The organism is Streptomyces flaveolus (genome assembly GCF_044765825.1).
GTDB lineage: Bacteria > Actinomycetota > Actinomycetes > Streptomycetales > Streptomycetaceae > Streptomyces > Streptomyces flaveolus.
The window spans coordinates 148825-163171 of sequence record NZ_JBIWKU010000015.1 but is presented as its reverse complement, the minus strand read 5'-3'; the positions used below and the strand labels follow the sequence as shown (position 1 = coordinate 163171).

The window sequence follows — 14347 nt, the reverse complement described above, 5'->3', positions numbered from 1 at the left end:
CGGAGACGACCTAGCGGGTGACGATCGCGTCGATCCGGGCCAGTTCGTCGGCGGCGAAGGCGAGGTTCCCGATGGCCGAGACACTGTCCTCCAGCTGGCCCGGGCTGCTCGCGCCGACCAGGGCCGAGGTCACCCGTCCCTCGCGCAGCACCCAGGCCAGGGCCATCTGCGCCAGGGACTGGCCGCGGGACTTGGCGATCTCGTCCAGCGCGCGCAGCTTGCCGACCAGTTCCCCGGTGAGCGCGTCGGAGTTCAGGAAGGGGCTGTCGCTCGCGGCGCGCGAGTCCTCGGGGATGCCGTCGAGGTAGCGGCCGGTGAGCAGGCCCTGCTCCAGCGGGGAGTAGGCGATGGAGCCGACCTTCAGCTCGTCCAGGGCGTCCAGGAGACCGCTGGTCTCGGGGCGCCGGTCGAGCAGGGAGTAGCGCGGCTGGTGGATGAGCAGCGGGGTGCCCAGGCCGGCCAGGATGCGGGCGGCCTCGCGGGTCTGCTCCGGCGAGTAGTTGGAGACGCCCACGTAGAGCGCCTTGCCCTGCTGGACCGCCGTGTGCAGGGCGCCCATCGTCTCCTCCAGGGGAGTCTCCGGGTCGGGGCGGTGCGAGTAGAAGATGTCGACGTAGTCGAGACCCATGCGGGTCAGGCTCTGGTCGAGGGAGGACAGCACGTACTTGCGCGAGCCCCACTCGCCGTACGGGCCGGGCCACATCAGGTAGCCGGCCTTGGTGGAGATGACCAGTTCGTCGCGGTACGGGGCGAAGTCGGCCTTCAGGGCCTCGCCGAGGGCGGACTCGGCGGAGCCGGGCGGCGGGCCGTAGTTGTTGGCGAGGTCGAAGTGGGTGACCCCGAGGTCGAAGGCGCGGCGCAGGATGGCGCGCTGGGTCGCGACGGGGCGGTCCGGGCCGAAGTTGTGCCACAGGCCGAGCGAGAGCGCGGGGAGCTTCAGGCCGCTGCGTCCGGTGCGCCGGTAGGGCATGTCCGCGTAGCGGTCGGGGTGTGCGGTGTACAACGCGACTCCAGAGGGGTTGGCCCCCGAGGTACGGGGCTTGGGCGGAACCGCACCCCACTCTGTCGTGACCTGCGGGCAGAGGTCCAACAGAAGAATCCGATGGTATTCAGCGGCTACGCTTCTCAATCATGGAACTGCGCCATCTCCAGCACTTCGTGGCGGTCGCCGAGGACCAGCACTTCACCCGCGCGGCCGAACGGCTGCTGGTGTCCCAGTCCGGCCTGTCGGCGTCGATCCGGGCGCTGGAGCGTGAGCTGCGGGCGCCGCTGTTCGTGCGCACCACCCGCAGGGTGACGCTGACGGAGGCCGGGCGGGCGCTGCTGGGCGAGGCACAGCGCATCCTGGCACAGGTGCGGTCGGCCCACGAGGCGGTCGCCGCGGTGCAGGGCGTGCTGCGCGGCACGCTGTCGCTGGGGACCGAACAGTGCATCGCCGGCGTGCCGGTGGCGGGGCTGCTGGCCGCGTTCCGGCGCCGGCACCCGGACGTGGAGATCCGGCTGCGGCAGGCGGGCTCGGGCGAGCTGGCGGAGGAGGTCGCGGCCGGGCGGCTCGACCTGGCCTTCGCCTACCGGACGCAGGCGGACACGGAGCAACTGCGGTCCGTCTCACTGGCCGGCGAGCCGATGACCGTCCTGTGCCATCCCGACCACCGCCTCGCGAGGGGCGGCGCGGTGCTGACCCCGCGCGATCTCGCCGACGAGGTCTTCGTCGACTTCCACCCGGACTGGGGCCCGCGCCGCGTCACCGACACGGCCTTCGCGGCGGCGGGCGTACGGCGGACCGTCGCGCTGGAGGTGAACGACGTGCACGGGCTGCTCGACCTGCTCGACGAGAACCTCGGCATCGCGGTCGTCCCGCGCCACTTCCGGCACAAGCGGGCCTCCCTCGCCTCACTGCCGCTCAAGGACTCCGGCGACGCGGCGTACGAGACCATCGCCCTGCTGCCGCCCGCGCAGGCCACCAGCCCCGCGGCCCGCGCGCTGATGGGGCTGCTGGAAACGGGGAGCGCGTGAGGGCGGACTGCGCGATGGTGGTCCCATGCATGCGAAGGACATCCTCATCGAGGGCTACGGCCGCATCCAGGAAGAAGTCCACGCCGCCGTCGAGGGCCTGGACCCCGACGGCCTGAACGCCCGCCCCGCCGACGACGCCAACTCCGTCGCCTGGCTGGTCTGGCACCTCACCCGGGTCCAGGACGACCACATCGCGGACGCCTTCGGGCTCGACCAGGTGTGGCTGACCCAGGACTGGGAGAAGCGCTTCGGGCTGGACCTGCCCCGACGCGACACCGGGTACGGCCACAGCCCGGCGAAGGTCGCCAAGGTGCGGGTCGACTCGGCCGACCTGCTGACCGGGTACTACGACGCCGTGCACGAGCAGGCGCTCGGGGCCCTGCGTTCCCTGGCCGCCAAGGACCTGGAGCGGGTCGTGGACGACAACTGGGATCCACCGGTCACGCTGGGCGTGCGGCTGGTCAGCGTCCTGTCCGACGATCTCCAGCACGTCGGACAGGCCGCCTATGTGCGCGGGCTCGTTCAGAGCGCCGCGTCGTAACCCGGCAGGACGACGTCCTCGATCAGGGCCTTGCGCTCGTCGAACGGGATGAAGGCGCTCTTGAGCGCGTTCACCGTGACCGTGCGCAGGTCCGCGACGGTCCAGCCGGCGTGCTCGACGAGGAGGGACATCTCCCGGGTCATCGTCGTGCACGAGACGAGGCGGTTGTCCGTGTTCAGGGTGACCCGGAAGCCGAGGTCCTTGAGCGCCGTGATCGGGTGCTCGGCGATGGAGGTGGCGGCGCCGGTCTGGAGGTTGGAGGTCGGGCACATCTCCAGGGCCACGCGGCGGTCGCGGATCCAGGCGGCGAGACGCCCGAGCTTGCCGCCCGCGAGGTCCGGGATGTCGTCGGTGATGCGCACGCCGTGACCGATGCGCTGGGCGCCGCACACCTGGAGGGCCTGGTGGATGCTGGGCAGCCCGTGGGCCTCACCGGCGTGGATGGTGAACGGCACGTTCTCGCGGCGCAGGTACTCGAAGGCGTCGAGGTGGTCGGCGGGCGGGAAGCCGTCCTCGGCCCCGGCGATGTCGAAGCCGACGACGCCCGCGTCCCGGAACGCGACCGCGAGGTCGGCGGTGGCGCGGGTGCGGTCGAACATCCGCATGCCGCACAGCAGGGTCCCGACGCGGACGGGCGTGCCCGCCGCCGCGGCCTTGGCCATGCCGGCGGCCAGTCCCTCCTGGACGGTCTCCACGACCTCGGCGAGGCTCAGCCCGCCGTTCGTCATCAGTTCGGGGGCGTAGCGGACCTCGCCGTAGACGACGCCGTCGGCGGCGAGGTCGAGCACGTACTCCTCGGCGGTGCGCAGCAGGCCCTCGCGGTTCTGCATCACGGCGAGGGTGTGCTCGAAGGTGGCGATGTAGCGCACCAGGTCACCGGAGTTGGCGGCCTCGTAGTACCAGGCGGCCAGCTCGTCGGGGTCGGTGGTGGGCAGGGTGTGGCCGACGGACCCGGCCAGCTCCACCACGGTCGCGGGGCGCAGGCCGCCGTCGAGGTGGTCGTGCAGGACCGCCTTGGGCAGGCGGCGGAGGGTGTCGTTGTCTATGCGCGTAGATGACATGTGCGGCGGTTCCTCGGCGGGTCTGTGCGCGATTTCGGGTCAGGTCAGGCGGCGGGCTGGAGCAGGTCCCAGCGGTTGCCGTACAGGTCCTGGAAAACGGCGACCGAGCCGTAGGGCTCGTGCCGGGGGTCTTCCAGGAAGGTCACGCCGGCGGCGGTCATCCGGGCGTGGTCGCGGGCGAAGTCGTCGGTGTACAGGAAGAAGCCGACGCGCCCGCCCGTCTGGTCGCCGATCCGGGCACGCTGGGCGTCGCCCTCGGCGCGGGCCAGCAGCAGTGCGGTGCCCTGCCCGGCAGCGCCGGGTTCGACGACGACCCAGCGGGAGCCGTCGGGCCGGGGCGCGTCCTCGGCGAGCCGGAATCCGAGGGCCTCGGTGTAGAAGCGGATCGCCTCGTCGTAGTCGTCGACGACGAGGGCGACCAGGGCGATGCGTCTCATCGCGGCCTTTCGGGACGGGTGGGGACGGGCGATTGACGGGTGAGGTTATACGTAAAACTTCCCGGACGCCAGTCCTCGCCCCACCGGCCCGGCTGACGGGCGTCGCGCGGTCCGGGCCGGCGGGTCGCAGCCCGTACGCGACAGCCGTCCGTGTCAGCCGGTGCGGGCGCCGTCGAGCCGTGCCAGCTCGGCCTCGGTCAGGCGCAGGGCGCCCGCGGCCACGTTCTCGGCGAGGTGGGCGGGGTCGCCGGTACCGGGGATGGCGAGCACGTTCGGTCCCTGGTGCAGCGTCCAGGCGATCCTTACCTGCGCGGGGCTCGCGCCGTGGGCCCTGGCGACGGCGCGGACCTCGCCCTCGTGGGCGGTGCCGGCGCCCTTGGGGCCCGCCTCGCCGGCAATGGCGTAGAACGGCACGAAGGCGATGCCCTGGTCCCGGCACAGGGCGAGGAGTTCGTCGGTGGCGGGGTCGTGGAAGCCGAGGCCGTAGCGGTTCTGGACGCAGACGACGGGCGCGATGGCCTGGGCCTCGGCGACGTGGCGGGGCTCGACGTCGGAGAGGCCGAGGTGGCGGATCAGGCCCGCCTCGCGCAGTTCGGCGAGGGCGCCGAAGTGTTCGGCGATGGAGTCCTGCCCCATGCGGCGCAGGTTGACGACGTCGAGGTGGTCGCGCCCGAGCTGGCGCAGGTTCTCCTCGACGTGGGCGCGCAGGTCCTCGGGGCGGGCGGAGGTGCCCCACTCCCCCGACCAGTCGCGGTACGGACCGACCTTGGTGACGATCACGAGGTCGTCGGGGTACGGCGCCAGCGCACTGTTGATCAGTTCGTTGGCGGAGCGCAGCGACGAGAAGTAGAAGGCAGCGGTGTCGATGTGGTTGACGCCGAGTTCGACCGCCCGGCGCAGGACGGCGAGGGACCGCGCGCGGTCGCTCGGCGTGCCGAGGTGGAAGGCGGCACTGCCCGTCAGCCGCATCGCTCCGAAGCCGACGCGGTTGACGGGCAGGTCGCCCAGTTGCCAGGTGCCCGCGGACTCCGCGGTGATCGTTTCCGAGGCCATCGGCGGAGTCTCGCACACGCCCGGCGGGGCTCAGCAGTACAGGTTGCCGCCCGGCGGGACGCCCAGGATCTGGCTGAACCGCTGATAGGTGGTGACCCGGCTCTGGACCTGCGCGGGATTCTTGCCGTCGCACTCCAGGGAGCCGTTGATGGAGCGGATCGTCTGCCCGAAGCCGGCCCCGTTGACCATGGCGTTGTGCGGGGTCATGGTGCCCGGCCCGGACTGGGTGTTCCAGTACCACAGCCCGGTCTTCCAGGCGACGGCCGCGTCGTTCTGCACCAGCCAGGGGTTGTTCAGCAGGTCGATGCCGAGCGCGTCGCCCGCGGCCTTGTAGTTGAAGTTCCAGCTGAGCTGGATCGGGCCGCGTCCGTAGTAGGCGGCCTGGCCGGCCGGGCAGCCGTACGGCTTGCTCCAGTCGCAGTAGTGCGGGTAGTTGGCGGTGTTCTGCTCGACGACGTACACCAGGCCGCCGGTCTCGTGGCTGACGTTGGCGAGGAAGGCGGCGGCCTCCTGCTTCTTCGTCGTGTCACTGCCGGTGTTGGCGAAGCCCGGGTAGGCGCCGAGCGCGGCGGTGAGTCCGCTGTAGGTGTAGAAGGAACTCCGCCCCGGGAACATCTGGTTGAACTGGGCCTCGCTGACCACGAAGTTCCCGACCGGCGTCTGCGAACCGCCGTCGCAGGCGTACGGCTCCCAGTACCAGGTGCTGATGACCGGGTCGTATCCCGGGTTGGCGTGCTCGGCGATGTAGGCCTTGCCGTCGGTGTAGCGGACGATGTCGCCGGCGTTGTAGGACTTGCCCGCCGTCCAGTTCGGATAGCTCGAACAGGCGGCGGCGGACGCCTCGGTGGCCGGCAGGAAGGCGGGTACGGCGCCTGCGAGGGCAAGTACGGTCACGGCGGCGGCGATACGGCGTCTCGGCACAGGTCTGCCTCCTTTGCGGAGCACGGCCGCTCCCCGCGACAAGGGCAGGGGGGAGCCGGGCCTTGTCCGCGCGTGCCGGTCGGACCGGCCAGGCGTGGGGGCGGCCGTGGTGGGGGGTGTGGAGGCATACTCAACCGCTTTGGTCTGTACCAGTCAAGGGTGTAGACCAGTTCAACCCGGCCTGTTTCAGGCCGGGTTGGCGTAGCACCGCTGTCCGGTCACCCCTGCGGCTCGTCGAGGACCGCCTTGCGGCGGCGGAACGCCCCGAGGGAGTGTCTGCCGTGACAGTCGCCCATGCCGCTCTCCCCCGCACCACCGGAGGGCAGGTCGGAGACGGTGAGAGCCGTGTCGACCCAGGGGCCCACGCGGGCCTGCCCGGCGTTCAGTGGAGGGCAGTGCCCGGGAGTCCCCCCGGGCGGCCGACGACGATCGCCGGCCCGCCTCCGTGCGCCTCTCAGCCGGCGCGGGCTATCGGGCGCCGGCCCGCGCCCTGTCCTCGTCGCGGGCGGGGACAACCACCAGGAAGGCGTCCGTCTTCAGGTCCATGACGACGGTGGCGGGCTCACCCTCGGCGCGGCGACGCGCCGCGTACTCCTCCGCCGGCCACGACCCGCGCGGAGACCCCGCCGGAAAACGCTCCAACACCTTCGCGCCCATGACGGCCGCCACCTCCCACGTCCCATCACATCGGTCGATCGCTCGCGTACACCTGCGGATGCCCGCGATCGAGGGAGACATGTACGGGCCACCCAGCTCTACACATAAGGGCGAAATAAGGGCAGAATGGGAAATATACGGCGCTACCGCACCGCGCCTGACGCGGTCGGCCCGGCAAGTCGAAGGAGACGACTCATGGCCAACGTCTCGCACCCCAGAGGTGACATCAGCAGCCACCCCGACGCACCGGAGATGCAGGCGCGCTACGCCCGCATGCTCGGTGGTCGCGACGTGGCACTCGTGGACGGGCCGGTGTTCCTGCTCGGTCTGTACTGTGCGGTGTCCCCGTGGATAGTCCACTTCACCACGAGTCAGCCCGCGCTCGTCGCCCACAACCTGATCATCGGAATCGCGATCGGCCTGCTCGCCCTCGGGTTCACCCGGGCCCCCGAGCGCATGTACGGCCTCAGCTGGGCCATGTGCGCCATGGGCGTGTGGATGATCATCTCGCCGTGGATCGTCGGCACGAGCCCGGACGCCGGCGTCATCTGGAACAACATCGTCATCGGCGCCCTGGCCCTGATCCTGGGCACGGTCTGCGCCGGTACGGCGGCGAGGAGCGCCCCGAGGCCGTAGATGCGCGGGCCCGGCACGGAAGGAGGGCCGGACAGCTTGACGCGGCGCACCGCAACCGGCGCGCCGCGCTCGTCCGTGTTCATCGGCTCGCGAGCCACTCCCCGTACCAGGCCAGCGTGGCGTCCACCGTGTCCGTGAGCGGTGTCGGAGCCACCCCGAAGGCCTGCTGGAAGGCGGAGGAGTCCATGATCTGGGGCTCCGTGTGCTGGTAGAACATCTCCGCGTACTCGGCCATGAACTGCTCGTCGAACGGCCCGAAGGGACGGGCCTCTTCGAGGATCACGACGTCCAGCGTCCGGCCCACCCGCTTCTCGATCATCGTGTGGATCTCGCGGGTGCTGACGGCGGGCGCGGTGGGCAGGTGCCAGACGCGCCCGTCACCCTCCGGGCGCTCACCGAGCGTGGCGAGTCCGGCGGCCACGTCCAGGATGCCTGTGTAGCTGTGCGGCAGTTCGATGTCGCCGAGCCCGAGGACCTCCCCACCGGTGAGCGCGCCGGGGAACACGGTCGCCCCGAGGGAGGAGTTGAGCACGCCCGGGCCGACGAAGTCGGCGGAACGGCCGAGGGCCACGCGGACCCGTCCGGCGCGGTGCGCGCGGAGGTAGCGCTCGTCCAGTTCGGCGCGCATGCGCCCCTTGCGGCTGGTCGCCTGCCAGGGGCTGTCCTCGGTCATCACCGCTCCCCCGGTCTCGCCGTACGGGTAGAGCGTGTCGAGCACGATCAGGCGGGCGCCCGCGGCCTCGACCGCGGCGAGGACCGCCTCCTGGATGCGGGGCATCACCTCGACCTGGAGGTGATAGCCGACGTTGACGCAGTGGTACACGACGGACGCGTCCCCCACGGCGGCCCGGGCGCCGTCGACCGTGCTCACATCGGCGGCGAACCGCTCGACCCCCTCGGGCGCGGGGCCGCCGCCGCTGCGGTCGACGAGCCGTACGGGGCGATGCCCCCTGCTCACCAGCTCACGGGCGAGTGCCGTACCGGCGGGGCCGGATCCCAGGACGGTGTGCGTGCTGGACATGGCTGTCCCCTTTTCTCGGGTCTGTCGCTGCCGCGAGGAGGGATACGCGCTACTGCTCCTCGCTCCTGTTAGAGACTCTAACTCTCATGATGGTCTGTAGCAAGAGCGGTACCTTCGGGCAGTGGTTACGGCTTGTCGCCCGGAATGAGAGAGCCGAGCTGAACGGGGTGGTCCGGCCCGGAGGTGACCGGCCAGTTCACCGGCCGGCGAGTGGCCGGGCATCGGGCAGCGGAAGCGGTGAGGCACGCCGAAGGGCACCCGGCCCGGGACGGTCGCGCGGAACGTAGGGTGCCCGTCGAGGATCACATCGCGAGGAGGGCCGTACGCCATGGTCGTGAAGGACGCCGAACTGCGCCATCTACGCCGCTGTGTGGAACTGGCGGCCGAGGCACTGGAGGCCGGGGACGAGCCGTTCGGTTCGGTCCTGGTGGGCGCGGACGGCACGGTGCTGGCCGAGGACCACAACCGGGTGGCCTCCGGCGACCGCACCCGGCACCCCGAGTTCGAGCTCGCGCGCTGGTCCGCCGCCCACCTCACTCCCGAGGAGCGGGCCGCGGCCACGGTGTACACGTCCGGCGAGCACTGCCCGATGTGTGCCGCCGCGCACGCCTGGGTGGGCCTCGGGCGCATCGTGTACGTCGCCTCGTCGGAGCAGCTCGGCGCCTGGCTGGCGGAACTGGGTGTTCCCGCCCCGCCGGTCCGGACGCTGCCGATCGGCGAGGTGGCGCCCGGCGTGCCGGTCGAGGGCCCCGTGCCCGAGCTGGCGGAGGAGGTGCGGGCGCTGCATCACCGGTTCCACGGGGGCGGCGCCTGAGCCGAGTCGCACAAGACCCCCGACGCGACCGGGCGTCGGGGGTGTCGGGGGCCGTGGGCCGAAGGAAGAGAGCGCGGCCCGCGGAGCCGCGCCCGCCGCCTCGTCCCGGCGGGGTGGGCGCCGTGGCACACCCCGCCGGCAGGAGAGCGGGACAGACGTCCGCCTCGGTCAGCCCCCGGCTCCCGGGCGGAAACGCCGGTAGAGGACCGCTCCGCCCAGGACGAGCGCGGCGCCGCCCGCGAGGGCGGGCAGGGTCGCGTCGGTGCCCGTGTGGGCGAGGGACTCCACGGCCCGCGGCGGGGCCGTGTGCGGCGACGGCTGGGGCTGCGCGCGCTCCACGGGGGGTGCGGAGGGCGCCGGCTTCTCCGGGCGCAGCGGCTCCTCGGGACGGTCGCCGGAGGTGTTCACCGACTCGTTGCCGACGGCCGGGTTGCCGATGCCGACCACGTTCACGCTGTTGCCGCTGACGTTCACGGGGACGTGGACCGGCAGCTGCACGCCGTTGCCGGAGAGCACGCCCGGCGAGCCCTTCGCCTCGCCCTCGGCGACGGCACCGCCACCGGAGGTGCCCGACGGGGCGTCCGTCTTCTCGTGCGCCGCGCCGCCCGTGCCGGTGTTGGCGCAGGTGTTGCCCACGGCCGGGTTGAGGAGCCCGACCACGTTCACCGTGTTCCCGCACACGTTCACCGGGACGTCCACGGGGACCTGGACGGTGTTGCCGGAGATCACTCCGGGCGAACCGACCGCGGAGCCGTTCGCCACGGCACCGTCGGACGCGAACGCCGCGTACGCCGGCATCGTCACGGCCAGCGCGCCGGAGGCGGCGACAGCGAACACACCGTTTCGGGTAACCCTTCTCATGAGGTTCCCTGCCTTCCAGACATTGTCGCGGGCGCTCGCCCGCACCGGTTAAAACGCGGGCGCACCATCCGAGTTATGGCTTATCCGCCTTTCACTCCATCGAGTGGGCGGTTTGTCGAACGAGCGGCACGGTGTCCGCACGCCCGCGCAAGCCTGCGCGAGCCCGGCGAAAGCGCCCGGAGGCGCCGGGTGCGAGGCCCGTTTATGGTGATCGAGGGCGCCGACGACCGGTCCGCGACGGGGCGTCCCGGGAGGCATCGATGCTGGTCAAGCTGTCGACTCGGCCGTCGGTCCGGCGCTGCGCGGTCACCGGAGCGCTCGGGCTGGCCCTGCTGGGCGCGGGGCTGCCCGCCGCGACCGCGGACGACACCGGACCCGACCTGTCCCGGTTCTACGACCAGAAGATCAGATGGTCGGCGTGCGAGGGCATGGCGGTACCGAAGGACCTGCAGTGCGCGAAGGTCACCGTCCCCCTCGACTACGACCGTCCCAGGAGCGGAACCCTCGACCTGGCCCTCGCCCGGTACCGGGCGACCGGTGACTCGCGGGGCTCGGTGCTGCTGAACTTCGGCGGGCCGGGCGGTTCCGGCGTCAGCGAACTCGCCGCCGGCGGCAAGGACTTCATGTACCTGACCAACGGCTACGACGTGGTGACGTTCGACCCCCGCGGCGTCGGCCGGTCCTCACCGGTCACCTGCGGTCCCGCGACCGGGGAGATCATCGAGGCGACGGACGGGGACGAGGAGATCAAGGACCCGCGGTCCGTGCTCGGGAAGCTGCGCCACGCGGCCGCCGAGTGCGCGAAGCACTCGGGTCCGGTGCTGCCCCACATAGGCACGGTGAACGCCGCCCGGGACATGGACGTGATGCGCGCGGCGCTCGGCGACGACCGACTCAACTACCTCGGCTTCTCCTACGGCACCCGGCTGGGCTCGGTCTACGCCGCACAGTTCCCGGACAAGGTGGGCCGGGTGGTCCTGGACGGCGTGGACACGCTGACGGAACCGCTGGCCGAACAGGGCCTGGCCGGCGCGCGGGGGCAGCAGACCGCGCTGGAGAACTTCCTCGACTGGTGCGTCGAGGACGTCGCCTGCCCGTTCGGGCAGGACGCCCGGGACGCCCGGCGCCAGGTCGTCCAGCTCGTCGGCTCGCTCGACGCGGACCCGGTGCCGACGGCCTTCGGCGAGGCGTTCTCCGGGCAGGACATGGTGGGTGCCATCGGGCAGGCGCTCTACAGCCAGAGGCTGTGGCCCTCGCTGGAGCGCGCCCTCGCGCAGCTGCTGGAGGACGGCGACACCCGCGGCCTGGAGGGCTTCGTGTCCGGCGGCGTCACCTTCCCCGTCCGCGGCCGGGGCCGCGAGGACGGCGGCGGCCTCACCGACGAGGAGGACGTCCCCATGGACAACCTGCCGGCCGCCCTGATGGCCGTCAACTGCGCCGACGATCCCGACCGTCCGACCGCCGAGCAGGTCGCCCGGTCGCTGGGACGGCTGCGCAAGCAGTACGAGGAGGCCTCACCCGTCTTCGGTCGGTACCGGCTCACCCAGGTGCTGATGTGCTACGGCCGTCCCAAGGGCACCGACTACATCCGCGACGACGTGAAGAACGTCGACACGGCGAAGATGCTGCTGGTCGGCACCCGCGGCGACCCGGCGACGCCGTACCGCTGGACCGTGGAGACGGCCGAGCGGCTCGGCCCCTCGGCGGTGGTGCTCGACAACAAGGGCGAGGGACACACCGGTTACGCGTCCTCGGACTGCGTGCACCGCAAGGTCGACGACTTCCTCCTCTACGGCTCCCTGCCGCCCGACGGCAGCTCCTGCGGCGCCGAGAACGAGGAGGAATGAGCCGTCGGTGACGGGGCAGGACGAGGACGGCCCCGGCGCACACCGATTGCTCCGAATGCCTGATACGTCCGACCGCTCTATGGTGCTGACATGGAGCACGATCTGAGTCCCTCAGCCCTTGCCGAGCTACGACGCCCCCGTCCGTATCCGGCGGTGTCCGTGCTGACGCCGACGCACCGCCGCGAGCCGGACAACGCCCAGGACCCGGTCCGGCTGCGCAATGTGGTCGCCGAGGCCAAGAAACAGCTGGAGGACGATCCGGCCGTCACCCGGGAACGGCGTCTCGAGGTCGCCCGGGAACTCGACCGGGCCCTCGCCGAAGTCGATCTCACGCACGCCGAGGACGGTCTGGCGATCTTCGCCGCCCCCGGTGAGCACCAGGTCTGGACGCTGGCCCGTTCCGTGCCCGAGCGCGTGGTGCTCTCGGACACCTTCCTGACCCGCAACCTCGTGGCCGCGCAGGCGGCCGAGCGGCCGTTCTGGGTGCTGTCGGTCGCCGCGGACCGGGTCACGCTGTGGAACGGCGGCGGGGACCGGGTCGTCGAGGAGCGCATCGGCGGCTTCCCGATGGACCGGCCGCCGGAGAACTTCGACCCGGAGCGGCAGGAGCGGATCGGCGACTCGCCGAGCGCCTTCCGCGACGAGCGGACCCGCCAGTTCCTGCGTGAGGCCGACACCGCGATGGACAAGGTGCTGCGCACGCATCCCCGGCCGCTGTACATCACCGGGCCGGAGGCCGCGCTGTCGCTGTTCGAGGAGGCCGGCGGGGTCGCGGCGCACGCCGTGTCCGTTCAGCACGGGGGTCTCGCCCACGGTACGGCGGAAGCCGTGTGGCAGGCGGTGCGGCCGGTGCTCGACGACCAGGCGCGCGGCTCCGTCGAGGCCGTGGCCAGGGAGCTGGAGGCGGCCCGCGGGCGCAAGGACTTTGCGGCGGGCGTCGACGAGCTGTGGGAGAGCGCGCACACCGGGCGCGTCCGGCTGCTCGCCGTCGAGGAGAACTTCCGGGTGACGATGCGGGACGACGGCGAACACCTGATGCCCGCGGACAGCGGCGACCTCGACGCCCGCGAGGACATCGTGGACGAGATCGTCGAGCAGTGCCTGGAGACCGGCGCCGACGTCCGGTTCGTGCCGGACGGTGCGCTGGAGGACGTGGAGGGCATCGCGGGGGTGCTGCGGTACTGACGCCCGTCGCCGCGCGCACGGGGCCTTGACGACCATGACACCCTGTTCGCCGTACACGCATCCGTCCTCGCGGGTGCGCGGCGGACGGGGAAGGAGCGCGCGGAGCGTGAGCGGACTTCTGGGTGTGGCGGTCCTGGGCGCGGGGCACATGGGCGCCGATCACCTACGACGCCTCGACAGGGTGGTCAGCGGCGCCAGGGTCGCCGCCGTCGCCGACCCCGACACCGAGCGGGCGCGGGAGGCCGCGGCCGGGATCGACGGGGTGGCCGTGCACACGGACGCCGAGGCCGCGCTCGACGCGCCCGGCGTCGAGGCCGTGCTGATCGCCTCGCCCGGTGAGGCGCACGAGGAGGCGCTGCTGGCCGCCTTCGCCCGCGGCCTGCCGGTGCTGTGCGAGAAGCCGATGGTGCCCGACTCCGCGGGCGCGCTGCGCGTGGTGGAGGCGGAGGCGCGGCTCGGCCGCAGGCTGGCCCAGATCGGTTTCATGCGACGTCACGACCCCGAGTACCGGCGGCTCAAGTCCCTGCTGGACGGTGGGCGGCTGGGCCGGCCACTGATGCTGCACTGCGTGCACCGCAACGTGTCCTCCCCGCCGCACTTCACGTCCGCGATGCTGGTCAACAGCTCCGTCTCGCACGAGATCGACGCCGCCCGCTGGCTGCTGGGCCAGGAGCTGACCGCGGTGACCGTGCTGCGGCCCCGGCCGTCCACGGGCGCTCCCGAGGGGCTGCTCGACCCGCAGTTCGTGCTCTTCGAGACCGAGCGGGGCGCACTGGTCGACGTGGAGGTCTTCGTCAACTGCGGTTTCGGCTACGAGGTCCGCTGCGAGGCCGTCTGCGAGGCGGGCAGTGCCCGGATCGGGGAGGCGCACACCATGGTGGTGACGGCGGAGGGCGGCGCCCGGGAGGAGGTGCCGCAGGACTACCTCGTGCGGTTCGCGGACGCCTACGACCGCGAGGTGCAGGAGTGGGTCGACGCCACCCGGCAGGGGCGGGTCACCGGCGCGAGCGCCTGGGACGGATACGTCGCCTCCGTCGTCGCCGAGGCCGGCGTCCGGGCCCTGGAGACAGGGGTGCGGACCACGGTCGAACCGGCTCCCCGGTCGGCACTGCACGCCCCGTCGTAGAACAGGTATCCGGCGAACACGTGGGCGACGACGTCACCGGGTGCCGGTCGACCGCAAGTCGCGTAGGCGCACTACGACTTGACCGACCGCGGGCGTACGTCATACGTGCGCGGAAGTCGCTCCGGGAAGACGCTGGCATATGCCGGAAGCACCACCGTATCGTGTGTCGCC

General features: G+C 72.2%; 16 protein-coding genes. 7 read left to right on the top strand and 9 right to left on the bottom strand.

Annotated features, from left to right (window positions below):
- Positions 1-10: 10 nt before the first annotated feature.
- Positions 11-1003 carry an L-glyceraldehyde 3-phosphate reductase gene (mgrA, locus tag ACIRG6_RS34125; protein WP_364681729.1) on the bottom strand — a complete coding sequence of 331 codons (993 nt, stop codon included), beginning with the start codon at positions 1001-1003 and terminating at the stop codon, positions 11-13.
- Between the two features lie 128 nt (positions 1004-1131).
- Between mgrA and ACIRG6_RS34120 the strand changes: the two genes are divergently transcribed.
- On the top strand, positions 1132-2016 hold the full coding sequence (locus tag ACIRG6_RS34120; protein WP_364681730.1) for a LysR substrate-binding domain-containing protein: 885 nt from the start codon (positions 1132-1134) through the stop codon (positions 2014-2016).
- Positions 2017-2041: 25 nt separating this feature from the next.
- On the top strand, positions 2042-2557 hold the full coding sequence (locus ACIRG6_RS34115; RefSeq protein ID WP_403325554.1) for a mycothiol transferase: 516 nt from the start codon (positions 2042-2044) through the stop codon (positions 2555-2557).
- Here the strand turns inward: ACIRG6_RS34115 and ACIRG6_RS34110 are convergent.
- From ACIRG6_RS34110 to ACIRG6_RS34085, 6 genes are all read right to left on the bottom strand, one after another.
- Positions 2539-3618 carry an adenosine deaminase gene (locus tag ACIRG6_RS34110; protein WP_403325551.1) on the bottom strand — a complete coding sequence of 360 codons (1080 nt, stop codon included), beginning with the start codon at positions 3616-3618 and terminating at the stop codon, positions 2539-2541. The two genes, ACIRG6_RS34115 and ACIRG6_RS34110, sit on opposite strands and share 19 nt — an antisense overlap.
- A gap of 44 nt (positions 3619-3662) precedes the next feature.
- Complete coding sequence (locus ACIRG6_RS34105) at positions 3663-4055, bottom strand: VOC family protein (RefSeq protein ID WP_364681735.1); 393 nt, start codon at positions 4053-4055, stop codon at positions 3663-3665.
- Between the two features lie 153 nt (positions 4056-4208).
- A complete protein-coding gene (locus tag ACIRG6_RS34100) occupies positions 4209-5108 on the bottom strand; it encodes an oxidoreductase (RefSeq protein WP_403325549.1) in 900 nt (299 codons plus the stop codon).
- A 30-nt stretch (positions 5109-5138) separates the two neighbouring features.
- Positions 5139-6029: a glycoside hydrolase family 19 protein gene (locus tag ACIRG6_RS34095; protein ID WP_364681739.1), complete on the bottom strand. Its 891-nt coding sequence runs from the start codon at positions 6027-6029 to the stop codon at positions 5139-5141.
- Between the two features lie 218 nt (positions 6030-6247).
- Positions 6248-6394 (bottom strand): hypothetical protein, encoded by a 147-nt coding sequence (locus ACIRG6_RS34090; protein WP_403325546.1) that lies wholly within the window; start codon positions 6392-6394, stop codon positions 6248-6250.
- Positions 6395-6497: 103 nt separating this feature from the next.
- Positions 6498-6686 (bottom strand): hypothetical protein, encoded by a 189-nt coding sequence (locus ACIRG6_RS34085; RefSeq protein WP_239767338.1) that lies wholly within the window; start codon positions 6684-6686, stop codon positions 6498-6500.
- A 195-nt stretch (positions 6687-6881) separates the two neighbouring features.
- Here ACIRG6_RS34085 and ACIRG6_RS34080 point away from each other — a divergent pair, with 195 nt between their 5' ends.
- Complete coding sequence (locus tag ACIRG6_RS34080; RefSeq protein ID WP_351137678.1) at positions 6882-7322, top strand: SPW repeat protein; 441 nt, start codon at positions 6882-6884, stop codon at positions 7320-7322.
- Positions 7323-7401: 79 nt separating this feature from the next.
- On the opposite strand, the gene ACIRG6_RS34075 is transcribed toward ACIRG6_RS34080, so the two are convergent.
- Entirely contained in the window at positions 7402-8343 is a 942-nt protein-coding gene (locus ACIRG6_RS34075; protein WP_403325542.1) for an NAD-dependent epimerase/dehydratase family protein, read from the bottom strand.
- 328 nt (positions 8344-8671) lie between these two features.
- Here ACIRG6_RS34075 and ACIRG6_RS34070 point away from each other — a divergent pair, with 328 nt between their 5' ends.
- The gene (locus tag ACIRG6_RS34070; protein WP_364681745.1) at positions 8672-9157 is read left to right on the top strand and encodes a nucleoside deaminase; all 486 of its coding nucleotides are present in this window, start codon (positions 8672-8674) and stop codon (positions 9155-9157) included.
- Between the two features lie 168 nt (positions 9158-9325).
- Here ACIRG6_RS34070 and ACIRG6_RS34065 read toward each other — a convergent pair whose 3' ends face one another.
- The gene (locus ACIRG6_RS34065; RefSeq protein WP_364681747.1) at positions 9326-10018 is read right to left on the bottom strand and encodes a chaplin; all 693 of its coding nucleotides are present in this window, start codon (positions 10016-10018) and stop codon (positions 9326-9328) included.
- Between the two features lie 260 nt (positions 10019-10278).
- On the opposite strand from ACIRG6_RS34065, the gene ACIRG6_RS34060 reads away from it, so the two are divergent.
- The 3 genes from ACIRG6_RS34060 to ACIRG6_RS34050 all read left to right on the top strand — a co-directional run bounded on the left by ACIRG6_RS34060 (position 10279) and on the right by ACIRG6_RS34050 (position 14176).
- Positions 10279-11865: an alpha/beta hydrolase gene (locus ACIRG6_RS34060; protein WP_364681749.1), complete on the top strand. Its 1587-nt coding sequence runs from the start codon at positions 10279-10281 to the stop codon at positions 11863-11865.
- A gap of 90 nt (positions 11866-11955) precedes the next feature.
- A complete protein-coding gene (locus ACIRG6_RS34055; protein WP_364681753.1) occupies positions 11956-13050 on the top strand; it encodes a baeRF3 domain-containing protein in 1095 nt (364 codons plus the stop codon).
- Positions 13051-13156: 106 nt separating this feature from the next.
- Positions 13157-14176 carry a Gfo/Idh/MocA family protein gene (locus tag ACIRG6_RS34050; protein ID WP_403325537.1) on the top strand — a complete coding sequence of 340 codons (1020 nt, stop codon included), beginning with the start codon at positions 13157-13159 and terminating at the stop codon, positions 14174-14176.
- The last annotated feature ends 171 nt before the right edge of the window (positions 14177-14347 follow it).